Raw genomic sequence first — 26,184 nt, 5'->3', positions numbered from 1 at the left:
TGCAAACCGGGTGAATCCCTGGGTGGACCAGGGAGGTAGTGCAAGGCAAGAGCGCCAGTCTGGGGGCATCAAGTTGCAACTTGGTGCACGCCAGATGAACACTATTGCCAAGACCGACCCTGGGACCAACCCCTAGAGGGCCCCAGTGCATGCTTTGTGCCGGTAACGCGACGAGAACGTCGGTCAGATTGGGGATGGTGGCGCCCAGTCCACCCGCACCCACAGGCCACCCAGGCGGGTGGAGCGTGTCACCTGTAACTGCGCGTGCTGTGCGGCGGCGATGCGCCGCACGATGGACCAGCCCAGGCCGCTGCCGCTGACGCCGGTGCCCAGCTTGCGGAAGAAGCGTTCGCCCAGGCGGGCGAGTTCGGCCTCTTCCAGGCCGGGGCCGCTGTCCTCTACCTCCAGATGGGTGCCGTCGCTGTCCTGCGTCAGGCGCACCTGCACCTCGGCCCCCTCGGGGCTGTAGCGCAGCGCGTTGTCCACCAGGTTGCGCAGCAGCACCCGCAGCAGGGTGTCGTTGCCGGGCAGGGGCAGGGTGTCGGGGGCCTCCAGGGCCAGCGTCTGCTGGCGGGCCACGGCGGTGGGGGCCAGTTCGCCCACCACGGCGCGGGCCACGCCGGCCAGGTCCACCAGCGGCGGCGGCGGGGTGCCGGGCCCGCTGGCGTGGTGGGCCGCTTCCACGCGGGAGAGGGTCAGCAGCTGCTGCACCAGGTGGTTGGCGCGGTCGCAGCCCTGCAGCGTGGCCTGCAGGGCGTGGCGGCGCTCGTCGTCCGCGGTGGCAGCCAGGGCCACCTGGGCCTGGGCGCGGATGGCGGCAATCGGGGTGCGCAGCTCATGGGCGGCGTCGGCGGTGAAGCGGCGTTCGCCGTCGATCAGCGTGCCGATGCGGGCCAACAGTTCGTTGAGTTCGCGCAGCGCGGGTTCCAGCTCGGCCGGCGGCGCCTCGGGCAGGGTGATCGGGGCCAGGTCGCCCGGCTGGCGCGCGGCCAGGGCGCGGCTGAGCTGCCCCAGCGGCCGCAGCGTGCGCCACACCGTGCCCCACACGGCCAGGGCGATCAGCGGCAGGGCCAGCAGCAGCGGGCCCAGCAGGCCGCGCATCATGCCCCACAGGATGTCGCTGCGGGAGCTGATGCGCTCGGCCACATAGACCTGCACATCGTTCTCGCGGCCGTGGGTGGCGAACAGGCGCCAGGTTTCGTCGGCCAGTGTGCGGTTCTCGAAGCCGCTGGCCAGGGTGGACAGCGGGGTGTCGGGCGCGGTGGGCGAGCGCATCACCAGCTGCCCCTCATGCCAGACCTGGAAGGCCACGCGGCGGGCGTACTGGTGCAGCCGCGGCGCGTCCACCAGGCCGTCGTCGGGGTCCGGGTGCCGGCCGTCCTGGGCGTCGTCGTGGCGGAGGTCGCCATCCACCGGCGCGGCCTGGGCCACCAGCAGCGAGGCGGCCTGCGCCAGGTGGGCGTCCAGCAGTTCGTCCAGCTCGTGCTGGGCTTCCCAATAGGTGAAGACGGCCGTGGCCAGCCACAGGGCCGCCACCGCCCCTGTGACCGCCAGCAACAGCCGGCGTTGCAGCGAGCCGGGCCGCCGCAGGGTCATGACAGGCCCTCGGGCCGGGGCACCATGTAACCCACGCCGCGCACGGTGACGATCAGCTCGGGCCGCAGCTTGCGCCGCAGGTGGTGCACATGCACCTCCACGGCGTTGCTTTCCACCTCCTGGCCCCAGCTGTAGAGGTGCTGTTCCAGCTGTTCGCGGCTGAGCACGCGGCCGGCGTTGAGCATCAGCGCCTGCAGCAGGTCGAACTCGCGGGCGGACAGGGCCACCGGCTCACCGGCCAGCGTCACGCTGCGGCCGGCGGGGTCCAGCGCCACGTCCAGCGCGCACAGCCGCTCCTGCGGCTGGCCGTGGGCGCGGCGCACCAGGGCGCGCAGCCGGGCGCCCAGCTCCAGCAGGTCCACGGGCTTGACGACATAGTCGTCGGCGCCGGCGTCCAGGCCGCGGACGCGGTCGGGCAGGGCGTCGCGGGCGGTCAGCACCAGCACGGGGGTGGTGATGCCGGCGCCACGCACCTGGGCCAGCACGTCCATGCCATCGCGCTGCGGCAGGCCCAGGTCCAGCACCGCGGCGATGTACACGCCGGAGCGCAACTCGCGCTCGGCGGCCAGGCCGTCGCGGACCCAGTCCACTTGAAAGCCCTGCTGCCGCAGGCCGGCGCGCAGGCCGTCGCCCAGCAGGGGATCGTCTTCAGCCAACAGGATGCGCATCGTGGAGTTCAGTCGTCGTCATCGTCACGGTCGCCCTCTCCCCCTTGCCCCAGCGGGGCGCCCAGGGGCGTGGCCGCACCATCACCCAGCCCGGGGGTGACCTGGGGGGCACTTTGCCACTGCCAGGCCCAGAAGCCCAGCACGGCCGCCAGGATCAGCACGCCCAGCCAGGCGCGGGTGCGTTTGAGGCCTTCGCCCGGCAGGCCGCGCTTGAAGCCGGTCAGCATGGCGCGGGGCAGGTTTTCGCGGTGGCGCAGGCTGCCCACGGCCACGCCCAGCAGGTGCACCACCACCAGGGCCATCAGCGCGTTGGCGGCCAGTTCGTGGCCTTCGTCCAGCCAGGCGGGCAGGCGCTCGGTCTCGGTGGCCCAGCCCAGCCCCACGGTCAGGGCGATCAGCCCCAGCAGCGCGACGATGGCCAGCGCCCCGGCGGGGTTGTGGCCGGTGTAGTGCAGCGGCCGCTCACTCAGCAGCGAGCACAGGTAGCGCCAGGCGGCGGCCGGGCTGCGCACGAAGTTGGCGAAGCGCGCCGGGCCGGTGTCCAGCAGGCCCCAGACGACCCGGAAGGCCACCAGGCCGGCCAGCGTGTAGCCGCAGGTGATGTGCACCAGGTGCAGGCGCTCGCTTTCAGAGGTCAGCCAGGCGCCGGCAAAGCAGGCCACGGCCAGCCAGTGGAAGACGCGCACTGGCCAGTCCCAGATCCGCACGGGGCTGAGGGCGGTTTCCTGCTCGGCGGTGGGCGCGGCGCTGGCGCCGGCGCTCGGGTTTGCGGTGGTCATGCGGGTTCCTCAGCGCGGGATGCGCACGTCGTGTTCACTGAAGCGGCCCTGCGGCGCGCCGGTGTGGCAGGCGGCGCAGTTGGACGGCTTGCCGATGGCGGCGCGCTGCCAGGTGGCCGAGCTGATCTCGTGGTGTTCACGCACGAACCAGCGGCTGCGGGTGATGCGGTCCTCGGGCGGGGTGTCCTGGGCGCGGTGGCCGGTGGCGGCGTTGGCCTGCAGCCACTGGCTGATCTCGCGCGTGGTGGCCGGGTCCAGCGAGGCGTCGGTGCCAAAGTGCTGCGGCAGGTGGTTCATCAGCCGGGCCCAGGAGGCGGCCGGCAGGCCGAAGGCGGGGTAGGCCACGTGGCAGGCGCTGCATTCCTGCTGGTACTTGGGCAGGGCCGGCACGCGGCGGCTGTGGCCGCCTTCTTCCTCTTCCTCGGCGTGCAGGCCGGCGCTGGCCAGGACCAGCCAGGGCAGCAGCAGGGCGGCGGTGAGTTGCTTCATCGTCGGCCCCTTCACTTGAGCGTCATCAGCCAGGCCAGGATGTCGGCCTTCTCGTTGGCCTGGCACTCCCGCCCGACCACGTCCTTGCAATTGCGGCGGAACCACTTCTCGGTCTTGGCCAGGTCGGTGAAGCGCTGGGCGTTCACGGCCGGCGCCATCGGGGCGATGCTCTTGCCGGTGACGACATGCTTGCCCGCCTGCGTGGGGTTGGCGGTGTGGCAGCTGGCGCAGGCCCATTCCTGGCCGTGGCGCTGGGTGAAGAAGGCCTGGCCCCGGGCGGGCTCGGCCCGCACGCCGGCCTCAGCGCTGTAGCCGGCCAGCAGCTCGGCGGGGGTGGCGGCCAGGGCGGCGCTGGCGTTCAGGCCGGCCCACAGGGCGGCCGCGCAGACGGCCAGGCCGTGGCGGCGGATCGAGAAGGGCATGTCGGACCTCCGGTATCGGGATGGTCCGCATGGTGGCGGTGGGGACTGAAGGCCGTCTTAAGAACAGGGCGCCGGGTTCAGCCGTGCTTCAGATCGGATCCCCACCATGAGCGGCATGGATTCAAGCGACAGGAGCGCGACATGACCCAGATCGAAAACTTTGTCCGTCAGTTCACGGGCGTGGTGGTGGCCACGCTGGCACCGGTGGTGCTGCTGGCCTTTGTGTGCATCCCGATGGCCCTGGGCGGCCACCCCGGCGAGCGGGCGTCCCTGGGCGCCGAGACGCTGGCGCAGGCCGCCGGCGTGGCCAGCGGGGTGACCGGCGGCCAGGGCTGAGCCGGGGGCGCGCCCCGGCCCAGGGGACGGGTTCAGCCCGCCAGCACGGCGGCCATCGCCTCGGCGGTGCGCTCGACGTTGCGCGAGTTCAAACCGGCCACGCACATGCGGCCCGAGCGCACCAGGTACACGCCGAACTCTTCGCGCAGGCGGTCCACCTGGGCCGGGCTCAGGCCGGTGTAGCTGAACATGCCGCGCTGGGTGATGAAGTAGTCGAAGTTGCGGCCCGGCACCTTGGCGCTGATGATGGCGTGCAGCCGGGCACGCATGGCGCGGATGCGTTCGCGCATCGCGCCCAGCTCATGCACCCACTGTGCGTGCAGCGCGGGCGTGCCCAGCACGGTGGCCACCAGTTGCGCGGCATGCAGCGGGGGGCTGGAGTAGTTGCGGCGCACCGTGGCCTTGAGCTGGCCCAGCACCACGTCGGCCTGCTTGGCGTCGGGGCAGACCACGCTCAGCGCGCCGCAGCGCTCGCCATAGACGCTCAGGCTCTTGGAGAAGCTGTTGGCGACGAAGAAGGACAGGCCGGCGGCGGCCAGCGCGCGCACCGCGTAGGCGTCGGCATCCACGCCATCGCCAAAGCCCTGGTAGGCCAGGTCCAGGAAGGCGAGCAGCTTCTTCTCGCGCAGCACCGGAATCAGCTCATCCCACTGGGCGGCGCTCAGGTCCACACCGGTGGGGTTGTGGCAGCAGGCGTGCAGCAGCACCACGCTGTGGGCGGGCAGCTGGCGCAGCGTGTGCAGCATCTCCTCAAAGCGCAGGCCGCCGGTCTCGGCGTTGTAGTAGGGGTAGGTGTGCACCTTCACCCCGGCGCCGTCGAACACCGCCTTGTGGTTGTCCCAGGTCGGGTCGCTGACCCACAGCTCGCTCTGCGGGAACCAGCGGTGGATGAAGTCAGCGCCTACTTTCAGGCCGCCGCTGGAGCCCACGGCCTGGATGGTGGCGACGCGGTGCTCGGTCAGTGCCGGGTGGCCCAGGCCGAACAGCAGGGCCTGCACGGCGCTGCGGAAGGCGGGCAGGCCTTCCATCGGCAGGTAGGGCTTGGGGCCGGGATGGGCGGCGATGCGGGCCTCGGCCTCGCGCACCGCGGCCATCACCGGGATCTGGCCGTCGTCGTCGAAGTAGATGCCGATGGACAGGTTGATCTTGTCCGGCCGCGGATCCTTCTGGAAGTCCTCGTTCAGCGTGAGGATGGGGTCGCCGGCATAAGGCTCGATGTGCTGGAACATGCAGGATCCTGTGAAAGGCGGTTCGCGGGAAAGGCGCGCATTATCCCGCCGGGGCCAGCCATTGCAGCCAGTGGCCGTGTGGATGGGCGCGGGCCAGCAGGGTGACTTGCCGCGCATCGTCCACCTGCGGGGCCGGGGCCGTCAGGGTCCAGAAGGTGTGGCTGGCGGGCGCGGCCCGGGCCTCGCCGGGCACCGCATCGGTGGGCAGGGGCAGGTCGCACAGGGCCTGGGTGTGCGCCGCGTCCTCGGCCGACAGCCACCACAGCCCGCGCCGGCCCACCAGGGCCTCGGCCCGGCGGCGGAAGTCGCGCAGCGCCTCGGGCTGGAAGTAGGCCAGCACCCAGCTGTGCCAGAGCACCGGGGTGACGTCCGGGGGCAGCGTGTCCAGCCAGCGTTCCAGCAGCGTCAGCCCGTCGGCATGGGCCGTGACATGGGGCGGGTGCGCCTGGGCGACGACCAAGGCGCGGCGCAGGCGCTCGGCCCGCAGGGTGTCGCGCGGCCACAGGCAGGCCAGCAGCCAGTCGCGGGCCCGCGCATCGTGCAGGTCCACCGGCTGCAGGTCGCAGCCCTGGCCCGTGGCCAGCTGCCAGCCGCCGCCCAGCAGGGAGTCGGCCGGGGGCTGGCCGTGCACGCGGCAGGGCAGCTCGGGCACCGCAGCCCCTGCCGGGCCGGCGGCCAGCGGGGGCCGGCCGTCGTCGAAGGTGTAGACCGCGCGGTGGTGCGCCACGTTCAGGTTCAACCCGGCACTGGCGCCGAAATCGAACAGGGCCAGACGCGGGCGGCCGCTGCGCCGGGCGATCTCGGCCAGGGCCGGGCGCAGCACCGCGCCGCGGCCCACCTCGTTGGTCTGGGTGGCGCGCTGGGCCAGGTGCTGGCGCAGCACGGCGGCGTGGCGGGCGACGAAGGCCTCGAAGGCGGCGGGCAGGGCGGGGTCCTCCACCGCGCGGGGGCCGCCCACGCTGGCGAACCAGCCGGCCAGCGCGTCCGGCCGGGCCGTGCCGCCGGCCAGCACCCGCTCGTGCAGCGCGGCCAGCCACAGCGTGGGGCGCAGCGGGCCGGGGGGCAGGGCGGCGTGCAGGGCCAGGGCCGCGGGGCTGCGCGCGGTCAGCCGACACAGGCGCTGGTACAGCGGCTCCTCAACGAACTCGTGCAGGCCGTGGTGCTCGTAGCCGGCGGCGTGGCGGTGGTCGGCCAGCGGGGCGCTCATGTTCAGGCAGTCCATGGCGCGCAGCGTAGAGCCTGCGGGCGCCTGAAAATGTCGGGCAGACGACAATTGGGTCCATGGCTGCCGATGCGCTGACCGATCTTTCGCTGCTGCTGGCCCACCAGTTTCCGCAGCTGCCCTGGCCCGCGGCCACGCTGCGGGCGCTGCTGCCCCGGGTGCAGGTGCGGCGGCTGCCGGCGCATGCGGTGGTGTTTGCCCAGGGCGCGCCCACGCCGGCCCTGTTCGGGGTGCTGGCCGGCGAGGTGGAGATCCGCCTGGGCACGGTGGATGGCGCGGTTTCGGTGGTGGAGCACACGCAGCCGATGCAGCTGTTCGGCCTGGCCTCGTTTGCCAGCGGCCTGCCGGCCACCTACGAGGCCATCACCACCCGGCCCAGCCGCCTGCTGGTGCTGGGGCCGGCGGCGTACGCGCTGCTGATGGACGGCGTGCCCGGCTTTGCCCGCGCGCTGATGGCCGAGTTCGCCCGCCGGCACGATGCGACGATGCGCCAGCTGGCGGCGGCCCGCCACCACGGCGCCATGGACCGGCTGACGCTGGCGCTGGACCAGATGCGGCGCGAGCAGCCTGGCCGGGAGCGCGACGCCGAGGGCTGGCAGCGCCTGCGCGCCACCCAGGCGGAGCTGGCGGCGCTGGCCGGCCTGTCGCGCCAGACCGTCAACAGCCTGCTGGGCACGCTGGTGGCGCAGGGGCGCCTGCGCCGGGCCTATGGCGGGCTGTGGCTGCCGCCCGAGGGCCGGGCCGGCACCGGCCTCAAGGCCTGAGGGCCGCCAGCAGGGCCGAGCCCAGGATCAGCGCGCCGCCCAGGGCCAGCGCCGGCGTCAGCGTGCCGGCGCCCAGCAGCAGGGCCGAGGCCGAGGCCCACAGCACCTCGGTGATCATCAACACCGAGGTGGCATTGGCCGGCATGCGGGTGGCCGCGTACTGCAGGGCCACGTTGCTGACCACATAGACCCCGGCCAGCGCGGCGCAGCCGGCCAGCCAGCCCGGCGCCAGGGCGGGCGGGCGGGGCACGTCCGGCAGGCTGAGCGCCAGTGGCAGGGCCACGGCCAGCCCGCCAAGGAACATGGCCAGCCCGGGCGCGCCGCTGTCGCGGTCATTGGCCTTGCGCAGCAGGATGTTGTTCACCGCGAAGAAGAAGCCCGCCAGCAGGCCCAGCAGGTCCACCGGCCGCGTGCCTTCCAGCAGGCTGCGGCCTTGCTGGGGCCACAGCACCAGCACCGCACCGCCGACCGACAGGGCCACCCGCACCAGCCCCTCGGGGCTGACGTGTTCGTGCAGCACCCAGCGCGCCAGCAGCACCGTCCACAGCGGCATCAGGTAGAACAGCAGCACCACCTTGACCACGTCGCCCTCGGTCACGCCCCAGTTGAAACAGGCGTTGTTGATGCCGGCGGCGACCGCGATGCCCCACAGCAGCGGGCGGCGCAGCAGGGCTGGCCAGGCGCCGCGCCAGCGCAGGCTGATCAGCGTGGCGCACAGGCCGAAGATGAGGGCGGTGGCCCACAGCGGGTGCAGACCCAGGGCCTGCAGCTGGCGCAGCGGCCACCAGCTGATGCCCCAGACCATGGCGTTGGCCAGCAGCGCGAGCACGGGGCCGCGGCCCGCGTGGAAACGGGTGTCCGTCATCGGCGGGCCCGTTCAGTGGCAGTCGCTGCGCGCGATGGCCAGCAGGTGCTCGACTTCGGCTTTGTGCACCACGCAGTTGCGGCGGTGCCAGCGGCGGATCAGCCACATCAGCCCGGCCACGCCCAGGCCGAACACCCCGATGGCGGTGAAGGCCGACAGGCCGACGCGGGTCATGCCGGTGTAGATGGCGCCCAGGGCCAGGATGCAGGTCTGTTCGTTGAAGTTCTGCACCGCGATCGAGCGGCCGGCGCCCATCAGGTTGTGGCCGCGGTGCTGCAGCAGCGCGTTCATCGGCACCACCAGGTAGCCGCCCAGCGCGCCCAGCACGATCAGAAAGGGCACGGCCAGCCAGACCTGGTGCACCCCGTTCAGCCCCACCACCAGGATGCCCATGCCGATGCCCAGCGGCAGCACGTTGGTGGCCCGGTCCAGCCGCATGAAGATGGAGGCGATCACTGCGCCGGCGGCGGTGCCGATGGCCACCACCCCGACCAGGCTGGAGGCCTGGGTGGTGCTGTAGCCCAGCGCGGCCGCCGCCCAGGCGAACACGATCACCCGCAGGTTGCCCGAGACGCCCCAGAACAGCGTGGTGGTGGCCAGCGAGATCTGGCCGAGCTTGTCCTTCCAGAGCCGGGTGTTGCACTGCCCGAAGTCGCGCACCAGTTCCAGCACGCTGGACGACAGCGGCTGCAGCGGGGCCTCGGTGCGGGGGATCTTCAGGTTGAAGGCCGCGGCGATCAGGTACAGCACGATCATCGTGGCGATGGCCGCCTCGGCCGGGGTGTCCACGCCGGTGTCGAGCAGCGGCACGTCGATGCCCAGCAGCAGCGGCGACAGCCGCGGGCCCACCAACTGGCCGCCCAGCAGCACGCCCAGGATGATGGAGGCGATGGTCAGGCCTTCGATCCAGCCGTTGGCCTTGACCAGCTGCGAGGGCGGCAGCAGCTCGGTGAGGATGCCGTACTTGGCCGGCGAGTAGGCCGCCGCGCCCAGGCCGACGATGGCGTAGGCCAGCAGCGGGTGGCCGCCGAACAGCATCAGCAGGCAGCCGATGGCCTTGATGCCGTTGGAATACAGCATGACCTTGCCCTTGGGGACCGCGTCGGCGAAGGCGCCGACCAGGGGGGCGAGGATCACGTAGAACAACGCAAACATCGGCGTCAGCGCTGGGATCTGCCAGGCCGGTGCACCGGAGGACTTGAGCAGTTCGATCGCGCCGACCAGCAATGCGTTGTCTGCCAGCGAGCTGAAGAACTGCGCTGACATGATGGTGAAAAAACCTTTTTTCATGCTGGGGCGAGGCACTGCGGCAGGCCGGGCGCTGCACGGGGCAGCGGCTGGGCCGGACACGCAAGGCCTCTTGGCAAAGCGAGCGGGTTTATAGCATGCGCGGGGTGTGCGGGCAGGGCATCGCCCCGGCTGGCACAATCCCGGTTGAGAGGAAACCTCGTCATCATGCCCCGTCCGATTGAAGCCCTGATCCATGTCGATGCCGTTCGCCACAACCTGACTCGGGCCCGCGCCCAGTCCCCTGACAGCCGGGTCTGGGCCGTCGTCAAGGCCAATGCCTACGGGCATGGCATTGAGCGCGTGTTCGACGCGCTGCGCGGAGCCGATGGCTTCGCCCTGCTGGATCTGGCCGAGGCCGAGCGCCTGCGCGCCCTGGGCTGGCGTGGCCCGATCGTGCTGCTCGAAGGCTGCTTCGAGCCGCGCGACCTGGAAACCTGCTCGCGCCTGAACATCGCCCATGTGGTGCACTGCGAACAGCAGATCGACTGGCTGGCCGCGCACAAGACGCACCAGCCCCACCATGTCTTCCTGAAGGTGAACTCCGGCATGAACCGCCTGGGCTTCACCGGCGCGGCCGTGCGCGGCGCCTGGGCCCGGTTGAACGCGCTGCCGCAGGTGGAGGAGATCTCGCTGATCACCCACTTCTCCGACGCCGACGCCGACCGCTTCGGCAAGAACGGCATCGCCCACCAGATGGCCGCCTTCAACGCCGCCACGCACGACCTGCCGGGCGAGCGCTGCCTGGCCAACAGCGCGGCCACGCTGCGCCATCTGGCCGAGGCCGGCGTGCGCGCCGACTGGATCCGCGCCGGCATCCTGCTGTATGGCAGCTCGCCGGACTTCCCCGAACACACGGCCGAGCAATGGGGCCTGCAGCCGGCGATGACGCTGCGCAGCAAGCTGATCGCCACCCAGAACCTGCAGCCCGGCGACAGCGTGGGCTACGGCAGCCTGTTCGTGGCCGAGCAGCCGATGCGCATCGGCGTGGTGGCCTGCGGCTATGCCGACGGCTACCCTCGCGTGGCGCCCACCGGCACGCCCATCCTGGTGGACGGCGTGCGCACCCGCACCGTCGGCCGGGTGTCGATGGACATGCTGGAGGTGGACCTGACCCCGGTGCCCCAGGCCGGCATCGGCAGTGAGGTGACGCTGTGGGGCCACGGCCCGCAGGGCAGCCTGCTGTCCATCGACGAGGTGGCCCGTTCGGCCGGCACGCTGGGCTATGAACTGATGTGCGCCGTCGCCCCGCGGGTGCCGGTGCAGGTGGCGGGCGAACCCGCCTGAGGCATGCGACGCCGGGCGCTGCTCATCTCGGCTCCCCTGGCCGGTGTGGTGGGCGGGCTGGGCGCCTGCAGTCGCGAGGTGGCGCATCCCCGCTGGATCGTCAGCGCCGCGGTGGGCACGCCCCGTCCGCCGGTGCTGTGGGTGGTCGTGGCGCAGGCCTCGCTGCGCGAAGCCCGCTGGCCGGACCTCACCAGTGCGACCGGCCCGCGGCAGACCCTGACCGACATCCGTCTGCAGCCTTGGCTGGTGGACCTGGCCTCCGGCCAGCCGCGGCCGCTGCGCGTGCTGCCGCTGGAGGGGGTGGAGGATGCCCTGCTGCAGGTCCAGATCGGCGAGTGGCCGGTGGCCGGGCTGACCTTGTCGGTGCGCTGGCGCGAGGGCCAGGCCGCGCAGAACCGCTGGTGGCACTACCCCGCGGGCCGGGTCGAGCTGCGTGGCAAGGCCGGGCACTGGCGGCTGCTGCCCGAGGCACCGCCGCCGCCGTCAGCGGCGGACGCGGCCCTCTGGGCCCGCTTGAGCGCCATGCACGGCCGCGACACGGTGGACCTGCTGCTCGACGGCGGGCGCGAACGGGTGCGGGTCTTGCAACTCGATGCGCAGGGCCAGCCCGTCTGGCTGCCGCCGGCCCGGCCGCTGCCGCGGGGCTGAGCGGCCGTCTTCTTCTTTGTGGTTTTCGTCAACGGTTTCTGATTCCATGGAACATCTGCCTTCGCACCAGCTTTCGATGACGGTGCTGATGACCCCCGACATGGCCAACTTCAGTGGCAATGTGCACGGTGGCACCGTCCTGAAGTTCCTCGACCAGGTGGCCTATGCCTGTGCCAGCCGCTACGCGGGGCGCTATGTCGTCACGCTCAGCGTGGACCAGGTCATGTTCCGCCAGCCCATCCACGTGGGCGAGCTGGTCACCTTCCTGGCCTCGGTCAACCACACCGGCACCTCGTCGATGGAGATCGGCATCAAGGTGGTGGCCGAGGACATCCGCAGCCAGGTGGTGCGCCACGCCAACAGCTGCTTCTTCACGATGGTGGCGGTGGACGACAACGGCAAGCCGGTGGCGGTGCCGCCGCACAAGCCCACCACGCAGGAGGAGCGCCGCCGCTGGGCCAATGCCAAGGTGCGGCGCCAGCTGCGCTCCGAGATGGAGCAACGCCAGCGCGAGGTGCGCCAGGCCCCGCCGCCTCCGCCGGACCATCCGCTGGAAGGCTGAGCCCGCGATGCACGCGCCCCGCATCGACCCGAAGGAGGTGGTGTTCACCGCCATCCGGGCCCAGGGCGCGGGCGGGCAGAACGTCAACAAGGTGTCCAACGCGGCCCAGCTGCGGTTTGACATCGGCGCCAGCCGGCTGCCCGAGGCGTTGAAGGCCCGGCTGCGGGCCTGGCCGGACCAGCGCATCGGCAGCGATGGCGTCATCACCATCAAGGCCCAGGACCACCGCAGCCTGCCGCTCAACCAGGCCGATGCGCTGGCGCGCCTGCAGGCGCTGGTGGACGCCGCGGCCTACGAGCCGAAGAAACGCCGCGCCACCCGCCCCACCTGGGGCTCGCAGCAGCGCCGCCTGGAAGGCAAGAAGCGCCGAGGCGACATCAAGGCCGGCCGGCGCGGGGATTTCTGAACCCGGCGCGCTTCAGCGCGCGGGGGTCGGCAGCCGCAGCGGCGCCAGGGCCTGGGTGGTGGCGCTCTCCGCCGCCAGGTGGGCCGCGTGCTCGGCCTCCAGCTGCTGGTACCAGGCCTCCAGCATCAGACAGCTGGCCGGCGGCTTGCCCTCGTCATCCAGGCAGCAGGCGGCCAGCAGCTGTTCCTCGGCGTCGGTGTGGCGGGAGAACAGCGCGGCCACCCAGTCCACGAAGACGCGCAGCTTGGTGCTCAGGTGCCGGTTGGGCGGGTAGACCACGTACATCGGCACCGGGTCCGAATCCCAGTCGCACAAGAGCGGCACCAGCTCGCCCGCGTCCATGTGCGGGCGCAGCGTGAAGTAGGGGATCTGCACGATGCCCAGGCCGTGCAGCGCCGCGGTCAGGAAGGCATTGCCGTCGTTGACCGAGAGGCGGTAGCGGCCCTGCACCTCGATGCGTTCGCCGTCGCGGTGGAAATCGAAGGCGAAGTGCCGGCCGGTGCGGGCCGAGAAGTAGCTCACCACCTTGTGCTCGCCCGTTTCCAGCTCGCGCGGGTGCCGCGGCAGGCCGTGGCGGCGCAGGTAGTCGGGCGAGGCGGCGCAGACATAGCGCCAGAACCCCACCCGGCGCGCCACCAGCGAGGGGTCGGTGATCTCGCCAGCGCGCAGCACGCAGTCCACGTTGTCGCCCACCAGGTCCACCGGCCGGTCGCTCACCCCCAGGTCGATCTGGATCTCCGGGTACTGGGCGTGGAACTGCGGCAGCGCCGGGATCAGCAGCAGCCGCGCCACCGAGGACGAGACATCCACCCGGATGCGCCCCTTGGGCGTGACCCGTGCATGGCTGAGCGAGCCTTCCAGCTCGTCCAGGTCGTTGAGCAGGCGGCTGACCCGCTCGTAATAGGCGGCGCCATCGGGCGTGACGGTGACGCGCCGCGTGGTGCGGTTGAGCAGGCGGATCTGCAGCTGCTCCTCCAGCGACTGGATCAGCCGGGTGACGGCGGCCTTGGGCAGGCCCAGCGAATCGGCGGCCTTGGTGAAGGTGCCGGCCTCGACGACACGGGCGAAGGCCTGCATGGCACTGAGCTTGTCCATCGGAGGGACTCCTGCGGTGGGGTGGGTGAATGCGCCGCATTGTTTCATCTCCAGAAAAACTGTGTCTGAGTGGCGGTGGTTTATCTCTTCGGGTGCAACACCTATCGTTCACCCCAACGCTGAAACCGATCCGCCTTCTCTCACCCTCCACCCCATGAACGCCCTCACCCTGCCCACCGCCGCCTGGCGCGACACCCTGGTCGACGCCGGCCTGGATGCGCCGCTGGCGGTGCGCATCCATGCGGCCGTGGGCGGGTGCGGGGCGGCGGTCCGACGGCCCCTGGTGCTGCATCTGCCCGGCGGCGCCTTCACCGATGGGGATCTGGACAGCGGCCTGCCCACCGCCCGCCTGCTGGCCCAGAGCGGTGCGGTGGTGGTCTCGCTGGACTACCCCAAGGCGCCGGCCCAGCCCTTCCCGGCCGCACTGCAGGCGGCCGGGGCGTTGCTGCGCTGGCTGCGCCGGGCGCGCACCCGGCTGGCCGGTGCCGGCACGGCGCTGTGGGTGGCCGGCGAGGAGGCCGGCGCCAACCTGGCCGCCGGCCTGGCCCTGTGGGCGCGCGATCAGGGCCTGCCGCTGGCCGGACAGGTGCTGCTCTCGCCCCTGCTGGACCCCTGCATGGCCACCGCGTCATTGCGCGAGGCGGGGCAGGGCTGTGCCGACTGCGCCATTGCCCGCGGCTGGGCGGCCTACCTGGGACGCCAGGGCGACCACCCCTATGCCGCACCGCTGCATGCCGCGCGCCTGGCCCATGTGGCCCCGGCCCTGGTGGCGGTGGGCGAGGACGATCCGCTGCGCGACGAGGGGTTGGCCTATGCCCACGCCCTGCAGGCCGCGGGCGTGGCGGTGCAGACCCACCGGTTGGCCGGGCCCACCGGCTGGCCGCAGGCGCTGAGCCGGCTGAGCTGCCTGCAGGCGCCCTGGGTGGCCGAGCTGCGGCCGGTGCTGCAGGCCTTTCTGGCCGAGGGCCTGGCCCGCTGTCCCCCCGTCCGGCGCGCGGTGCGCTGCGCCGGACGTCCTGCACCGGAGGCCGGCCCGAGCGCCGCCTGACGTGATCCCTTCTTGACGGGCCTGCCAGGCCCGACCGAGGCCGCCCCCTGGGGTGGCCCGGGCTGGCTGTGCCCTGTCGTTCTGCCTATCCCGCATCTGTTCGTCGTTTCGAGGAGCCCACCATGTCCTTTTTCACCACCTATTCCCGCCGTCCCCATCCGTTCGTGCTGACGGCCATCACCGCCGCGCTGGCGCTGGGGGCGGCCGCGCTGCTGGTCACCCACAAAGCCGGCGCCGAGAGCGCGCCCGCTGCTGCGCCGGCGGTGCCCGTCTCGGTGGCCGCCGTGGTGCAGCAGGCGGTCGCGCCCTGGACGGCCTTCTCCGGCCGGCTGGAGGCCATCGACCATGTGGAACTGCGCGCCCGCGTCTCCGGCACCGTGCTGGCCAGCCACTTCCGCGAGGGCGCGCTGGTCAAGGCCGGCGACCCGCTGTTCACCATCGACCCCGCGCCCTACCAGGCCGAGGTGGACCGCGCCCATGCCCAGGTGCTGGCCGCCCAGGCGCGGGTCAACTACACCCGCGGCGAGCGCGAGCGCGCCCAGCGTCTGTGGGACGACCACGCCATCGCCCAGCGTGACCTGGACGAGCGCGACAACGCCGCCCGCGAGGCCGAGGCCAACCTCAGCGCCGCCCAGGCCGCGCTGCAGACCGCCAAGCTGAACCTCGGCTACACCGTGGTGCGCGCGCCGGTGTCCGGCCGCGTGGGCCGGCGCGAGGTCACCGTGGGCAACCTGGTGGCCGCCGGCCCGGGCGCGCCGGGGCTGACCACCCTGGTCTCGGTCAGCCCCATCTACGCCAGCTTCGATGCCGACGAATCCACCGTGGCCAAGGCCCTGGCCGGCCTGCCGGGCGGGGCCGGGCAGCGCGGGCGCCTCGGCCAGATCCCCGTGCGCATGAGCACCGGCGACAGCGGCGGTGTCGAGCGCACCGGCGCCCTGCAGCTGGTGGACAACCAGGTCAACACCCAGAGCGGCACGGTGCGCCTGCGCGCGGTGTTCGACAACGCCGACGGTGCGCTGATGCCGGGCCAGTTCGCCCAGCTGCAGCTGGGCCAGGCCCAGAAGGTGCCGGCGCTGCTGATCAACGAGCGTGCAGTGGGCACCGACCAGAACAAGCGCTACGTCTGGGTGGTGGGCGCCGACCACAAGACGGTCTACCGCGAGGTCACGCTGGGGGCGGCGGTCAACGGCCTGCGCGTGGTGGCCTCGGGCCTGAAGGCCGGCGAGCAGATCGTCGTCAACGGCCTGCAGCGAGTGCGCCCCGGTGTCGAGGTGGCGCCGCAAGTGGTGCCCATGGACGCCAAGGGCGAGTTGCAGGCCCAGAACCAGAAGAAGGCGGGTGAGCGCTCCTGAGCCCCGGGCTCCCACGCTGCCACCCCGCCCCTGAACCCCTTCCAGGACACCCCATGAACCTGTCCAAGTTCTTCATCGACCGGCCGATCTTCGCCGGCGTGCTCTCGCTGCTGATCTTCCTCGGCGGCCTGATCGCGGTGCGCGGGCTGCCCATCTCGGAATACCCCGAGGTGGTGCCGCCCTCCATCGTCGTGCGGGCCAACTACCCCGGCGCCAACCCCAAGGTGATCGCCGAGACGGTGGCCACGCCCATTGAGGAGCAGATCAACGGCGTCGAGGGCATGCTCTACATGAGCAGCCAGGCCACCACCGACGGCCTGATGACCCTGACCGTCACCTTCAAGCTCGGCACCGACCCCGACAAGGCCCAGCAGCTGGTGCAGAACCGCGTGGCCCGGGCCGAGCCCCGCCTGCCCGAGGAGGTGCGCCGCCTGGGCATCACCACCGTCAAGTCCTCGGTGGACCTGACCATGGTGGTGCACCTGCTGTCGCCCACCGGCCGCTACGACATGACCTACCTGCGCAACTACGCGGTGCTCAATGTCAAGGACCGGCTGGCGCGCGTGCCCGGCGTGGGCGACGTGCAGCTCTTCGGCTCGGGCGACTACGCCATGCGCATCTGGCTGGACCCGCAGAAGGTGGCCGCCCACGGCCTGTCGGCCAGCGACGTGGTGGCCGCCATCCGCGAGCAGAACGTGCAGGCCGCCGCCGGCATCGTCGGCGCCTCGCCGGGCCTGCAGGGCATCGACGTGCAGCTGCCGCTCAACGCCCAGGGCCGGCTGCAGACCGAGGACGAGTTCGGCGACATCGTCGTGCGCACCGGCAGCGACGGCGCGGTGACCCGCCTGCGCGACATCGCCCGCATCGAGCTGGGCGCGGCCGACTACGCGCTGCGCTCCATGCTGGACGGCAAGGACGCGGTGGCCGTGCCCATCTTCGCGGCCCCGGGCTCCAACGCCATCGCCATCTCCGACGGGGTGCGCGCCACCATGGCCGACATCCAGAAGAGCATGCCCGACGGCGTGAAGTACGAGATCGTCTACGACCCCACGCAGTTCGTGCGCGCCTCCATTGAGTCGGTGGTGCACACCCTGCTGGAGGCCATCGCCCTGGTGGTGCTGGTGGTCATCCTGTTCCTGCAGACCTGGCGCGCCTCCATCATCCCGCTGCTGGCGGTGCCGGTGGCGGTGGTGGGCACCTTCGGCGTGATGGCGCTGTTCGGCTTCTCGATCAACGCGCTGTCGCTGTTCGGCCTGGTGCTGGCCATCGGCATCGTGGTGGACGACGCCATCGTGGTGGTCGAGAACGTGGAGCGCAACATCGAGGGCGGCCTCACGCCGCGCCAGGCTTCGTACCGGGCCATGCGCGAGGTCTCGGGCCCCATCATCGCCATCGCCCTGGTGCTGGTGGCGGTGTTCGTGCCGCTGGCCTTCATCACCGGCCTGACGGGGCAGTTCTACCGCCAGTTCGCGCTGACCATCGCCATCTCCACGGTGATCTCGGCCATCAACTCGCTGACCCTGTCGCCCGCCCTGGCCGCGCTGCTGCTCAAGGGCCATGGCGAGCCGCAGGACTGGCTCACCCGCGGCATGGACCGCGTGCTGGGTGGCTTCTTCCGCGGCTTCAACCGCCTGTTCCACCGCGGCGCCGAGCGCTACAGCGGCGGCGTGCGCGGCGCCATCTCGCGCAAGGCGGTGATGCTGACCATCTACGCCGTGCTGGCGCTGCTGACCGTGGGCCTGTTCCAGGTCGTGCCCAAGGGCTTCGTGCCAGCGCAGGACAAGCAGTACCTGATCGGCTTCGCCCAACTGCCCGACGGCGCCACGCTGGACCGCACGGAGGCGGTGACCCGGCGCATGGACCAGATCGTGATGCAGCAGCCCGGCGTGGAGCACGCCATCACCTTCCCCGGCCTGTCGATCAACGGCTTCACCAACAGCGCCAACTCCGGCATCGTCTTCGTGGCACTGAAGGACTTCGACCAGCGCAAGGACCCGTCGCTGTCGGCCGGTGCCATCGCGCAGTCGCTCAACCAGAAGTTCGGCGGCATCCAGGACGCCTTCATCGCCATGTTCCCGCCCCCGCCGGTGCAGGGCCTGGGCACCACCGGCGGCTTCAAGCTGCAGCTGGAAGACCGCGCCTCGCTGGGCTATGACGCGCTGGACGCCGCGCAGAAGGCCTTCATGGCCAAGGCCTACCAGACGCCCGAACTGGCTGGCCTGTTCTCGAGCTGGCAGGTCAACGTGCCGCAGCTCTACGCCGACATCGACCGCACCAAGGCGCGCCAGCTGGGTGTGTCGGTGACCGACATCTTCGACACCCTGCAGATCTACCTGGGCAGCCTGTACGCCAACGACTTCAATCGCTTTGGCCGGACCTACTCGGTGCGGGTGCAGGCGGACGCGGCCTACCGTGCCCGGCCGGAGGACGTGGGTGCGTTGAAGGTGCGCGCCAGCACCGGCGAGATGGTGCCGCTGTCGGCCCTGCTGAAGGTGCAACCCACCTTCGGGCCGGAGCGGGCCATGCGCTACAACGGCTTCCTGACCGCCGACATCAACGGTGGCCCGGCCCCGGGCTACTCGTCCGGCCAGGCGCAGGACGCCATCAAGCGCATCGCCGCCCAGACGCTGCCCCCGGGCATCGCCTACGAGTGGACCGACCTGACCTACCAGGAGATCCTGGCTGGCAACTCCGCCTCGCTGATCTTCCCGCTGGCCATCCTGCTGGTCTTCCTGGTGCTGGCCGCCCAGTACGAGAGCCTGACCCTGCCGCTGGCCATCCTGCTGATCGTGCCGATGAGCCTGCTGGCGGCGATGACTGGCGTGTGGATCACCCAGGGTGACAACAACGTCTTCACCCAGATCGGCCTGATGGTGCTGGTGGGGCTGAGCGCCAAGAACGCGATCCTGATCGTCGAGTTCGCCCGCGAGCTGGAGTTCGCTGGCCGCACGCCCGTGCAGGCCGCCATCGAGGCCAGCCGCCTGCGGCTGCGCCCCATCCTGATGACCTCCATGGCCTTCATCATGGGCGTGCTGCCCCTGGTGCTGGCCACCGGCGCCGGTGCCGAGATGCGCCACGCCATGGGGGTGGCCGTGTTCGCCGGGATGATCGGCGTGACCGCCTTCGGCATCTTCCTGACCCCGGTGTTCTACGTGCTGCTGCGTCGCCTGGCGGGCAACCGCCCGCTCAAGCAGCACGGCGTGGTGCCGCACGACGTGGAACCCCTGCTGGAGCCCGACATGCCTGCCGGTGGTGCGGTCCTGCCGCCGCACCCGGCCGCCCCGCGGGGTCTGCATGACTGAACCTGAACTGGAGCACGCGATGACGTCTTCTTCTGCCCCCACCGTGCGCCTCGCGTGGGCGCCCTTGCTGGCCGCCCTGGTGCTGGCCGGTTGCGCCAGCGCCCCGGCGCCGGACCTGTCCGCCCTGCCGGCCACACCGGCCGCCTACAAGAGCACACCGGCCGCCGCCCCCGAAGGCCACTGGGCGGTGGTGCCGCCGGCCGACGGTGCCGAGCGCGGCGCCTGGTGGGCGGTCTTCCAGGACCCGGCGCTGGACGATCTGATGCAGCGGGCCCAGGCCCGCAACACCGACCTGCAGGTGGCCGCGGCCCGGCTGCAGCAGGCCCGCGCCGGCCTGCGCGAGGCCGATGCCCGGCGCCTGCCGCAGCTGGGCGCCAGCCTGGGCGTGGCCCGCGGCACCAACCAGAACGCCGGTGTGACCCCGGCGCCTGTCACCAATCTGGCCACTCCCAGCCTCAACCTGGCCTGGGAGACCGACCTGTTCGGCCGCCTGGGCCTGGGCAGCCAGGCCGCGACGCTGGACGCCCAGGCCAGCGAGGCCCTGCTGCAGAGCACCCGGCTGATGGTGCAGGCCCAGGTGGCGCAGGCCTACTTCGCGCTGCGCGAGAGCGATGCCGAGCGCCGCCTGGTGCGCGAGACCCTGGACGCCTACCGCGACACCCTGCGCCTGTCCGAGCGCCGGCTGGCCGCGGGCGACCTGGGCGAGCTGGACGTGCAGCGCCTGCGCACCGAGGTGGCCAGCACCGAGGCCGACGCCCTGGCGCTGGACCGCCAGCGCGCCGCGCAGGAGAACGCTCTGGCCGTGCTGCTGGGCGAATCGGCCAGCGGCTTCACGCTGCCGGCCGTCGCGCAGGACGGCAGCGCCCGCCCGCCCGCGGTGCCGGCCGGCCTGCCCAGCGCCATGCTGGCCCGCCGGCCCGACGTGGCCGCGGCCCAGCGCAGCCTGATGGCCGCCCAGGCCCGGCTGGGCGTGGCGCAGTCGGCCTGGCTGCCGGACCTGAGCCTGACCGCCAGCGGCGGCTATGCCTCCACCGACCTGGGCGACGTGTTCCGCTGGTCGGCCCGGGCCTGGTCCCTTGGTGCGCTGCTGTCCATGCCGATCTTCGACGGCGGCCAGCGCCAGGCCCAGGAAGAGCGCGCCGGGGGCGAGGCCCAGATCGCCCTGGCCGGCTACCGCCAGCAGGTGCTGACCGCGCTGCGCGAGGTGGAAGACCAGCTCAGCGGCCTGGGGCTGCTGCAGGCCCAGGCCGACGCGCTGGGCCAGGCCGTGGCCTCGGCCCGGCGGGCCACGGCGCTGTCGGACATCCGCTACCGCAACGGCCAGATCAGCCAGCTGGACCTGCTGGACGCCCGCCGCAGCGAGCTGCGCAGCCTGCGCCAGGCGGTGCAGGTGCAGGGCGCGCAGTTCCAGTCCACGGTGGCGCTGATCCGCGCGCTGGGCGGCGGCTGGGAGGCGCCGGCCGTGTCGACCGCGCTGGCCAGCGCCGCGCCCTGAGCCACCCTGGCGTCAGCGGGCGGCGGAGGCCCCGCTGGCGCCCGGTGCCGTGCCGGCCGGGATCAGCAGCACATTGGCCTGGCCGCCCACGCAGTCGGTGGTCTGGCCGGTGCGGCAGGGGGCCAGCGGGCTGCCCGGGATGGGCTGGACCTTCCAGCCCGGCCGCTCGATCAGCAGCATCCACAGCGTCACCACCACGGCCGCGGTGATGGCGATGATCACCAGCCGCTGGCGGCGGCTGGTGGGCCGGTAGGGGTTGGCGGCCTGGCGGCGGAACAGCATGACGGCCGCGGCCTCAGGCCGCGCGTTTGAAGGTGGCCAGCACCACGCCGGCGGTGATGAACAGGCTGCCGAAGCTGCGGTTCATCCAGCGGATCTGGCGCGGGCTGCGCAGCAGGCCCAGCACCTTGCTGGCCAGGCCCACATAGCCGGTCATCACGCAGAACTCCACCACCGCGAAGGTGGCGCCGATGGCCAGGTACTGCAGGGCCAGCGGGCGGCTGGTGTCCAGGAACTGCGGCATCACCGCCAGCAGGAAGACCGTGCCCTTGGGGTTGAGCGCGTTGACCGTCCAGCCGCGCAGCAGCAGCGAGCGGGTGTGACCCGCGCCAGCCTCGGCCGCTTCGGCGTCGGCCGAGGCGATGGGCTTGGCCGGCGAGCGCCAGGCCTGGATGCCCAGCCACACCAGGTAGGCCGCGCCGGCCCATTTGACCAGCGCGAAGGCGCGCTCGGAGGTGGCCAGCAGGGCGCCCAGGCCCACGCCCACCACCAGCAGCTGGGTGATGACGCCCAGCGCCAGGCCGAAGGCGATGCGCTGACCCTGGCGGAAGCCATGGTTCAGGCCCGAGCCCATGGCGGCGATGGCGCCCGGGCCGGGCGACAGGCTGATGGCCACGGTGGCCAGGAAGAAGGGGAGCCAGGTCGAGAAGTCCATGGTGCGGGTCGGTTCTGCGGGCCCATCGGGCAGGGGCCGACAGTGTAGGCCCGCGGCCTTGTCCCGGGCTCAGGTGAGGGCAGGCTGTTCCGGGCCGCCGCGCGTGTGGTGTACCGGGGCTGGGGCCGGGGCCGGAGCGGGTTGGTCCAGCCGTGCCTCGGGCTGGCCCCAGCGCACCATCTGGTCGCGGCCGGCGGCCTTGGCTTGGTAGAGCGCCACGTCGGCCAGGCGCAGCAGCGAGTCGCCATCGCGCGCATCGGCCGGGTAGAGCGCCAGGCCGGCGCTGGCCGAGATGTGCTCTGCCGGGCTCTTGCCCAGGCTGTAGGGGCGGCGCAGCGACTGCAGCACCCGCTGCACCACGTGCTCGGCCTCGCTGTCCTGGGTCAGCAGCGGCAGCAGCACGACGAATTCGTCACCGCCGATGCGGCAGACGGTGTCGTGCTCGCGCACGCATTCGGAGATGCGCTGGGCCGCATCCTGCAGCAGCAGGTCGCCCGCGGCATGGCCCAGCCGGTCGTTCACGCCCTTGAAGCCGTCCAGGTCGATGTAGCAGACCGCCAGCAGCAGGCCATCGCGCCGGCTGATCGCCATGCCCTGGACCAGGCGGTCTTCCAGCAGGCGGCGGTTGGGCAGGCCGGTCAGCGCGTCGTGCATCGCCAGGTGCTCGATCTCCTCCTGGTAGCGCTTGAGGGCGGTGATGTCGGCCAGCACCCACAAGGTCTCCTGCCGGTCCTCCGAGAGCAGGGCGCCGTTGACATCGACCCAGATGGTGCTGTGGTCCAGGCGCCGCATGCACAGCTGCACACGCACCGGGCGGCCGGCCACCAGGTCGTCGTGGCGCGCGGCCAGCCGGCCGGGCAGGTCCAGGTCGGCGGGGGCCAGCTGCGGGGCCAGCAGGGTCAGGTCGGCATCGTCGGGCAGGCCGAACATGCGGTAGACGGCCCGGTTGGCCCAGACCAGCCGGCGCCCCTGCATCTTCACGATGCCCACGACCTCGTTGTCCAGCATGGCCGTCTGTTCGGCCTCCAGCTGCTGGCGCCGGGTCATGTCGCGCGAGGCGCAGTACAGCAGTTCACGGCCGTCCAGCGTCAAGGCCACGCAGGAGATCTCGACGTGGATCGTCTGGCCGTCGGCGCGCAGGTGCTCGGTTTCGAAGGACTGGCGTTCACCGATCCGGTAGCCGCGGATCCGGGCGGTCAGCGCCTCGGGCGTGTCGCCCCGGTCCCAGGTGCTGACATGGCGCCCCAGCAGTTCCTCGCGCCGCCAGCCCAGCATCTGCGCAAAGGAGTCGCTCATCTCGACGACCCGGCCCTCGCGGTCCAGCACGTGCACGCCGTCGGCGGCCGCGGCCAGCAGCACGCGGGTGAGCCGACTGGCCTCGTCCATGCGGCGCAGGCTGTCGCGCTGCAGCCGGTGGGCGCGCCAGGTCAGCGTGGCGCTGCCCAGCACCCCCAGCGCTGCCAGCAGCGCCACGCCGCCAATGCGCCAGGCCTGGGCCCGCCAGGGCGCCATCACCTCGTCGCGGCTCAGGCCGGCGATGGCCATCAATGGGTACGGCGTGGCCATGGCATAGGCGTTGATGCGCTCCACACCGTCGATCACGTTGCGGCCGGTGAAGACGCCGGCCTCCGGGTGGGTTTTCAGGGCCGTGGCAAACGCGGGCACGATGCGGGTGGTGCCCAGGGGCTGGGCCTCGCCGTCACGCCCGGTCTGCCGGCTCAGCAGGGCCAGGTGGTGGTTGCGCAGGCTCAGCGAGTCGGTGGGGCTGAGCGGGTGGCGGTCGATCAACTGGTCGAAATGCGTCAGACCCAGATCGCCGATGACGATGCCCTGGAAGTTGCCCTTGCGGTCTTCCACCCGCCGGGCCACCGCCAGGGTCCACTGCCCGCTGGTCTCGTCGAACCGCGGTTCGCCCAGCAAGAGCGCGGCGCTGCGCTGCTGGCGGGCCTGCAGGAACACCGGATCCTGCGCCAGGCTGTCGCCATCCTTCTGCCACACGGCACCGTGAAAACGCACGATGCCCTCGGCATCGGTCTGGCGCAGGTGGTAGACCTCAGGCACCAGCACCATGTGTTCCGCCAGCGATTCGTCGATCAGCCGGCGCTTGGCCTCCGGGTTGCTGGTCTCGCGCAGATTGGCCAGCGCCACATGCCGCATGGCCAAATCAATGCGCTGCAGATCGGCGGTCACTTCCTGGCGCAGATCGGCCGCCCGGGTCTGGGCCGTGACCTCGGCCTGGCGGGCGAAGGTGTCGTGGCTGACCTGCATCACGTAAGCGGCAATGCCCAGCACCAGCAGGGCCGCCAGTGCGTGGCTGAGCAGCAGCGGCGACAAGGCCATCTGCCAGCCCCGCGGCGTGGCCGCGGCAGGCGTCGTGCCCTTCAAACCCATGCTGGCTTCCGGCGGGAAAGCCCTGTCCTGTACCACGCCCATCCGTGCAGCCTCGGCTGCACCCCTCCGTCGTCTGTGTCTGCTGGTCGACAGCTTATCTGACACTCCCCGATACATCCTCATTTTGAAGGGTGCCGTCCGCGTTGTCAGGACTTTCTGGGGCTTATTGGTGAAGCGGCGCCACGCCAGCGCCCTGGCTGTCAGATCCATCACGCCGGGCCACAATCCGGCCCCATGTCCAAGCAGAAGACCGTCTACACCTGCCGCGAATGTGGTGGTACCAGCCCGCGCTGGCTGGGCCAATGCCCGCACTGCAAGGCCTGGAACACGCTGGAGGAGACGGTGGCCGAGGCGCCCTCGGCCGGCAAGAACCGCTTCCAGGCCCTGGCGCAATCGCAGCCGGTGGCCACCCTGTCGGAGATCGAGGCCGGCGACGTGGCGCGCACGCCCACCGGCCTGGAGGAGTTGGACCGGGTGCTGGGCGGCGGCATCGTCGAGGGGGGGGTGGTGCTGATCGGCGGCGACCCGGGCATCGGCAAGTCCACGCTGCTGCTGCAGGCGGTCGATGCGCTCTCGCGCCAGCTCAAGGTGCTGTACGTGACGGGCGAGGAATCGACCGCCCAGGTGGCGCTGCGCGCCCAGCGGCTGGATCTTTCCGGCGCCGCGGTGCGGGTGCTGGCCGAGATCAACCTGGAGAAGATCCTGGCCACCATCGCGTCCGAGCAGCCAGCCTTTTGCGTGATCGACTCGATCCAGACCGTCTATTCGGACCAGCTCAGCAGCGCGCCGGGCTCGGTGGCCCAGGTGCGTGAATGCGCGGCCCAGCTCACCCGCACCGCCAAGGGCAGCGGCTGCGCCATGGTGCTGGTGGGCCATGTGACCAAGGAAGGCGCACTGGCCGGCCCGCGGGTGCTGGAGCACATCGTCGACACGGTGCTGTACTTCGAGGGCGACACCCACAGCAGCTTCCGCCTGGTGCGGGCTTTCAAGAACCGCTTCGGCGCGGTCAACGAGATCGGCGTCTTCGCGATGACCGAGCGCGGCCTGCGCGGCGTGTCCAACCCCAGCGCCATCTTCCTGTCCACCCACAGCGAGCCGGTGCCGGGTGCCTGCGTGCTGGTCACCCTGGAGGGCACCCGCCCGCTGCTGGTGGAGATCCAGGCCCTGGTCGATGCCGGCGGGCCCAGCCCGCGGCGGCTGTCGGTCGGCCTGGAGCGCGACCGCCTGGCCATGCTGCTGGCGGTGCTGCACCGCCATGCCGGCGTGGCCTGCGCCGACCAGGACGTGTTCGTCAACGCAGTGGGTGGGGTGCGCATCTCCGAGCCGGCGGCCGACCTGGCGGTGCTGATGGCCATCCAGAGCAGCCTGCGCGGCAAGCCGCTGCCGCGCGGCTTCATCGCCTTCGGCGAGGTGGGTCTGGCCGGCGAGGTGCGGCCCGCCCCGCGCGGCCAGGAGCGCCTGAAGGAAGCCGCCAAGCTGGGTTTCAGCGTGGCGGTGGTGCCCAAGGCCAATGCGCCCAAGAAGCCCATCGAGGGCCTGACCATCCATGCCGTCGAGCGCATCGACGAGGCCATCGACCTGCTGCGCTCGCTGGACTGACTCCTTCCACGCCCCCAAGGACGTTTCTCATGAGCTTCGCCCCCCGCCCGACGCCGCCCTACTACGCGGTGATCTTCACCAGCCAGCGCACGGCCGTGGACGACGGCTATGGCGAGACCGCCGACCGCATGGTCGCGCTGGCCCAGCAGCAGCCCGGCTACCTGGGGGCCGAGAGCGCCCGCGGCGAGGACGGCCTGGGCATCACCGTCTCCTACTGGCAGAGCCTGGAGGCCATCGCCGCCTGGCGGCGCGAGGCCGAACACGCCGCCGCCCGCGACGCAGGCCGGGCCCACTGGTACAGCCACTACGAGCTGCGGGTGGCCAAGGTGGAGCGGGCCTATGGCTGGGACGCCGCGCAGGATGCGCCCGGCGATCCGCAGCCACGCTGAGCCCGGCCCCGTAAAATCG

General features: G+C 72.0%; 25 protein-coding genes. 12 read left to right on the top strand and 13 right to left on the bottom strand.

Annotated elements, in window-relative coordinates; all coding sequences use genetic code 11:
* Positions 1 to 183 precede the first annotated feature (183 nt).
* Genes KGA65_RS17050 through KGA65_RS17030 form a run of 5 tightly spaced genes read right to left on the bottom strand, consistent with a single transcriptional unit; the run spans position 184 to position 3,954 of the window.
* The gene (locus KGA65_RS17050; protein WP_310740984.1) at positions 184 to 1,596 is read right to left on the bottom strand and encodes an ATP-binding protein; all 1,413 of its coding nucleotides are present in this window, start codon (positions 1,594 to 1,596) and stop codon (positions 184 to 186) included.
* Positions 1,593 to 2,264, bottom strand: a complete 672-nt coding sequence (locus KGA65_RS17045) for a winged helix-turn-helix domain-containing protein (RefSeq protein ID WP_225864323.1) — start codon at positions 2,262 to 2,264, stop codon at positions 1,593 to 1,595. The genes KGA65_RS17050 and KGA65_RS17045 overlap by 4 nt, the downstream gene beginning before the upstream one ends.
* Before the next feature lie 8 nt (positions 2,265 to 2,272).
* Positions 2,273 to 3,043, bottom strand: coding sequence for a cytochrome b/b6 domain-containing protein (locus KGA65_RS17040; RefSeq protein WP_225864322.1), 771 nt, complete (start codon positions 3,041 to 3,043; stop codon positions 2,273 to 2,275).
* 9 nt (positions 3,044 to 3,052) lie between these two features.
* A complete protein-coding gene (locus KGA65_RS17035; protein ID WP_225864321.1) occupies positions 3,053 to 3,532 on the bottom strand; it encodes a diheme cytochrome c in 480 nt (159 codons plus the stop codon).
* Between the two features lie 11 nt (positions 3,533 to 3,543).
* Positions 3,544 to 3,954: a DUF1924 domain-containing protein gene (locus KGA65_RS17030; protein WP_225864320.1), complete on the bottom strand. Its 411-nt coding sequence runs from the start codon at positions 3,952 to 3,954 to the stop codon at positions 3,544 to 3,546.
* A gap of 141 nt (positions 3,955 to 4,095) precedes the next feature.
* On the opposite strand from KGA65_RS17030, the gene KGA65_RS17025 reads away from it, so the two are divergent.
* Entirely contained in the window at positions 4,096 to 4,290 is a 195-nt protein-coding gene (locus tag KGA65_RS17025; RefSeq protein WP_225864319.1) for a hypothetical protein, read from the top strand.
* Positions 4,291 to 4,322: 32 nt separating this feature from the next.
* On the opposite strand, the gene KGA65_RS17020 is transcribed toward KGA65_RS17025, so the two are convergent.
* Together KGA65_RS17020 and KGA65_RS17015 are read right to left on the bottom strand one after the other, a co-directional pair.
* A complete protein-coding gene (locus KGA65_RS17020) occupies positions 4,323 to 5,519 on the bottom strand; it encodes an amino acid aminotransferase (RefSeq protein ID WP_225864318.1) in 1,197 nt (398 codons plus the stop codon).
* A gap of 40 nt (positions 5,520 to 5,559) precedes the next feature.
* Entirely contained in the window at positions 5,560 to 6,741 is a 1,182-nt protein-coding gene (locus KGA65_RS17015) for a DUF2332 domain-containing protein (RefSeq protein WP_225864317.1), read from the bottom strand.
* 59 nt (positions 6,742 to 6,800) lie between these two features.
* Between KGA65_RS17015 and KGA65_RS17010 the strand changes: the two genes are divergently transcribed.
* On the top strand, positions 6,801 to 7,505 hold the full coding sequence (locus KGA65_RS17010; protein WP_225864316.1) for a Crp/Fnr family transcriptional regulator: 705 nt from the start codon (positions 6,801 to 6,803) through the stop codon (positions 7,503 to 7,505).
* Here the strand turns inward: KGA65_RS17010 and KGA65_RS17005 are convergent.
* Both KGA65_RS17005 and lplT read right to left on the bottom strand, forming a co-directional pair.
* Positions 7,495 to 8,370 carry a DMT family transporter gene (locus KGA65_RS17005; protein WP_225864315.1) on the bottom strand — a complete coding sequence of 292 codons (876 nt, stop codon included), beginning with the start codon at positions 8,368 to 8,370 and terminating at the stop codon, positions 7,495 to 7,497. The two genes, KGA65_RS17010 and KGA65_RS17005, sit on opposite strands and share 11 nt — an antisense overlap.
* A 12-nt stretch (positions 8,371 to 8,382) precedes the next feature.
* The gene (gene lplT, locus KGA65_RS17000; RefSeq protein WP_225864314.1) at positions 8,383 to 9,660 is read right to left on the bottom strand and encodes a lysophospholipid transporter LplT; all 1,278 of its coding nucleotides are present in this window, start codon (positions 9,658 to 9,660) and stop codon (positions 8,383 to 8,385) included.
* A 165-nt stretch (positions 9,661 to 9,825) separates the two neighbouring features.
* Between lplT and alr the strand changes: the two genes are divergently transcribed.
* The 4 genes from alr to arfB are packed head-to-tail and all read left to right on the top strand — an operon-like array spanning position 9,826 to position 12,560.
* Entirely contained in the window at positions 9,826 to 10,944 is a 1,119-nt protein-coding gene (gene alr / locus KGA65_RS16995; RefSeq protein ID WP_225864313.1) for an alanine racemase, read from the top strand.
* Positions 10,945 to 10,947: 3 nt separating this feature from the next.
* Positions 10,948 to 11,592, top strand: coding sequence for a hypothetical protein (locus KGA65_RS16990; protein WP_225864312.1), 645 nt, complete (start codon positions 10,948 to 10,950; stop codon positions 11,590 to 11,592).
* A 46-nt stretch (positions 11,593 to 11,638) separates the two neighbouring features.
* Positions 11,639 to 12,154, top strand: a complete 516-nt coding sequence (locus tag KGA65_RS16985; RefSeq protein ID WP_225864311.1) for an acyl-CoA thioesterase — start codon at positions 11,639 to 11,641, stop codon at positions 12,152 to 12,154.
* Positions 12,155 to 12,161: 7 nt separating this feature from the next.
* Complete coding sequence (gene arfB, locus KGA65_RS16980; protein ID WP_225864310.1) at positions 12,162 to 12,560, top strand: alternative ribosome rescue aminoacyl-tRNA hydrolase ArfB; 399 nt, start codon at positions 12,162 to 12,164, stop codon at positions 12,558 to 12,560.
* Positions 12,561 to 12,572: 12 nt separating this feature from the next.
* On the opposite strand, the gene KGA65_RS16975 is transcribed toward arfB, so the two are convergent.
* On the bottom strand, positions 12,573 to 13,655 hold the full coding sequence (locus KGA65_RS16975; protein WP_310740983.1) for a LysR family transcriptional regulator: 1,083 nt from the start codon (positions 13,653 to 13,655) through the stop codon (positions 12,573 to 12,575).
* Between the two features lie 154 nt (positions 13,656 to 13,809).
* On the opposite strand from KGA65_RS16975, the gene KGA65_RS16970 reads away from it, so the two are divergent.
* The 4 genes from KGA65_RS16970 (at position 13,810) to KGA65_RS16955 (ending at position 20,852) form a co-directional block, all read left to right on the top strand.
* Positions 13,810 to 14,703, top strand: a complete 894-nt coding sequence (locus KGA65_RS16970) for an alpha/beta hydrolase fold domain-containing protein (RefSeq protein WP_225864309.1) — start codon at positions 13,810 to 13,812, stop codon at positions 14,701 to 14,703.
* A gap of 122 nt (positions 14,704 to 14,825) precedes the next feature.
* Positions 14,826 to 16,055, top strand: coding sequence for an efflux RND transporter periplasmic adaptor subunit (locus tag KGA65_RS16965; RefSeq protein WP_225864308.1), 1,230 nt, complete (start codon positions 14,826 to 14,828; stop codon positions 16,053 to 16,055).
* Positions 16,056 to 16,108: 53 nt separating this feature from the next.
* The gene (locus KGA65_RS16960; RefSeq protein ID WP_225864307.1) at positions 16,109 to 19,357 is read left to right on the top strand and encodes an efflux RND transporter permease subunit; all 3,249 of its coding nucleotides are present in this window, start codon (positions 16,109 to 16,111) and stop codon (positions 19,355 to 19,357) included.
* A 19-nt stretch (positions 19,358 to 19,376) separates the two neighbouring features.
* Positions 19,377 to 20,852, top strand: a complete 1,476-nt coding sequence (locus tag KGA65_RS16955; RefSeq protein ID WP_225864306.1) for an efflux transporter outer membrane subunit — start codon at positions 19,377 to 19,379, stop codon at positions 20,850 to 20,852.
* Between the two features lie 12 nt (positions 20,853 to 20,864).
* Here KGA65_RS16955 and KGA65_RS16950 read toward each other — a convergent pair whose 3' ends face one another.
* From KGA65_RS16950 to KGA65_RS16940, 3 genes are all read right to left on the bottom strand, one after another.
* Positions 20,865 to 21,134, bottom strand: a complete 270-nt coding sequence (locus tag KGA65_RS16950) for a hypothetical protein (RefSeq protein WP_225864305.1) — start codon at positions 21,132 to 21,134, stop codon at positions 20,865 to 20,867.
* Between the two features lie 13 nt (positions 21,135 to 21,147).
* Positions 21,148 to 21,786, bottom strand: coding sequence for a LysE family transporter (locus tag KGA65_RS16945; protein ID WP_225864304.1), 639 nt, complete (start codon positions 21,784 to 21,786; stop codon positions 21,148 to 21,150).
* Between the two features lie 69 nt (positions 21,787 to 21,855).
* The gene (locus tag KGA65_RS16940; protein ID WP_225864303.1) at positions 21,856 to 24,177 is read right to left on the bottom strand and encodes a diguanylate cyclase domain-containing protein; all 2,322 of its coding nucleotides are present in this window, start codon (positions 24,175 to 24,177) and stop codon (positions 21,856 to 21,858) included.
* Between the two features lie 234 nt (positions 24,178 to 24,411).
* Between KGA65_RS16940 and radA the strand changes: the two genes are divergently transcribed.
* On the top strand, positions 24,412 to 25,776 hold the full coding sequence (radA, locus tag KGA65_RS16935; protein WP_225864302.1) for a DNA repair protein RadA: 1,365 nt from the start codon (positions 24,412 to 24,414) through the stop codon (positions 25,774 to 25,776).
* A gap of 29 nt (positions 25,777 to 25,805) precedes the next feature.
* Complete coding sequence (locus KGA65_RS16930) at positions 25,806 to 26,165, top strand: antibiotic biosynthesis monooxygenase family protein (protein WP_225864301.1); 360 nt, start codon at positions 25,806 to 25,808, stop codon at positions 26,163 to 26,165.
* The last annotated feature ends 19 nt before the right edge of the window (positions 26,166 to 26,184 follow it).

It is taken from the genome of Ideonella benzenivorans, assembly GCF_020387415.1.
GTDB lineage: Bacteria > Pseudomonadota > Gammaproteobacteria > Burkholderiales > Burkholderiaceae_C > Ideonella > Ideonella benzenivorans.
Note: the sequence above shows the minus strand (reverse complement) of the source record. Positions and strands in the feature narration are given on the sequence as shown.

Bases quoted from the DNA above. Each gene is read 5' to 3' on its own strand.
- alr (WP_225864313.1), top strand. From the start codon at position 9,826: ATGCCCCGTCCGATTGAAGCCCTGATCCATGTCGATGCCGTTCGCCAC.
- KGA65_RS17050 (WP_310740984.1), bottom strand. From the start codon at position 1,596: ATGACCCTGCGGCGGCCCGGCTCGCTGCAACGCCGGCTGTTGCTGGCG.
- KGA65_RS17030 (WP_225864320.1), bottom strand. From the start codon at position 3,954: ATGCCCTTCTCGATCCGCCGCCACGGCCTGGCCGTCTGCGCGGCCGCC.
- arfB (WP_225864310.1), top strand. From the start codon at position 12,162: ATGCACGCGCCCCGCATCGACCCGAAGGAGGTGGTGTTCACCGCCATC.
- KGA65_RS16945 (WP_225864304.1), bottom strand. From the start codon at position 21,786: ATGGACTTCTCGACCTGGCTCCCCTTCTTCCTGGCCACCGTGGCCATC.
- KGA65_RS17040 (WP_225864322.1), bottom strand. From the start codon at position 3,043: ATGACCACCGCAAACCCGAGCGCCGGCGCCAGCGCCGCGCCCACCGCC.
- KGA65_RS17005 (WP_225864315.1), bottom strand. From the start codon at position 8,370: ATGACGGACACCCGTTTCCACGCGGGCCGCGGCCCCGTGCTCGCGCTG.
- KGA65_RS16965 (WP_225864308.1), top strand. From the start codon at position 14,826: ATGTCCTTTTTCACCACCTATTCCCGCCGTCCCCATCCGTTCGTGCTG.
- KGA65_RS16940 (WP_225864303.1), bottom strand. From the start codon at position 24,177: ATGGGTTTGAAGGGCACGACGCCTGCCGCGGCCACGCCGCGGGGCTGG.
- radA (WP_225864302.1), top strand. From the start codon at position 24,412: ATGTCCAAGCAGAAGACCGTCTACACCTGCCGCGAATGTGGTGGTACC.
- KGA65_RS17020 (WP_225864318.1), bottom strand. From the start codon at position 5,519: ATGTTCCAGCACATCGAGCCTTATGCCGGCGACCCCATCCTCACGCTG.
- KGA65_RS16950 (WP_225864305.1), bottom strand. From the start codon at position 21,134: ATGCTGTTCCGCCGCCAGGCCGCCAACCCCTACCGGCCCACCAGCCGC.
- KGA65_RS17025 (WP_225864319.1), top strand. From the start codon at position 4,096: ATGACCCAGATCGAAAACTTTGTCCGTCAGTTCACGGGCGTGGTGGTG.
- KGA65_RS17045 (WP_225864323.1), bottom strand. From the start codon at position 2,264: ATGCGCATCCTGTTGGCTGAAGACGATCCCCTGCTGGGCGACGGCCTG.
- KGA65_RS17035 (WP_225864321.1), bottom strand. From the start codon at position 3,532: ATGAAGCAACTCACCGCCGCCCTGCTGCTGCCCTGGCTGGTCCTGGCC.
- KGA65_RS17015 (WP_225864317.1), bottom strand. From the start codon at position 6,741: ATGGACTGCCTGAACATGAGCGCCCCGCTGGCCGACCACCGCCACGCC.
- KGA65_RS16985 (WP_225864311.1), top strand. From the start codon at position 11,639: ATGGAACATCTGCCTTCGCACCAGCTTTCGATGACGGTGCTGATGACC.
- KGA65_RS16990 (WP_225864312.1), top strand. From the start codon at position 10,948: ATGCGACGCCGGGCGCTGCTCATCTCGGCTCCCCTGGCCGGTGTGGTG.
- KGA65_RS17010 (WP_225864316.1), top strand. From the start codon at position 6,801: ATGGCTGCCGATGCGCTGACCGATCTTTCGCTGCTGCTGGCCCACCAG.
- KGA65_RS16975 (WP_310740983.1), bottom strand. From the start codon at position 13,655: ATGGACAAGCTCAGTGCCATGCAGGCCTTCGCCCGTGTCGTCGAGGCC.
- KGA65_RS16955 (WP_225864306.1), top strand. From the start codon at position 19,377: ATGACGTCTTCTTCTGCCCCCACCGTGCGCCTCGCGTGGGCGCCCTTG.
- KGA65_RS16930 (WP_225864301.1), top strand. From the start codon at position 25,806: ATGAGCTTCGCCCCCCGCCCGACGCCGCCCTACTACGCGGTGATCTTC.
- lplT (WP_225864314.1), bottom strand. From the start codon at position 9,660: ATGAAAAAAGGTTTTTTCACCATCATGTCAGCGCAGTTCTTCAGCTCG.
- KGA65_RS16970 (WP_225864309.1), top strand. From the start codon at position 13,810: ATGAACGCCCTCACCCTGCCCACCGCCGCCTGGCGCGACACCCTGGTC.
- KGA65_RS16960 (WP_225864307.1), top strand. From the start codon at position 16,109: ATGAACCTGTCCAAGTTCTTCATCGACCGGCCGATCTTCGCCGGCGTG.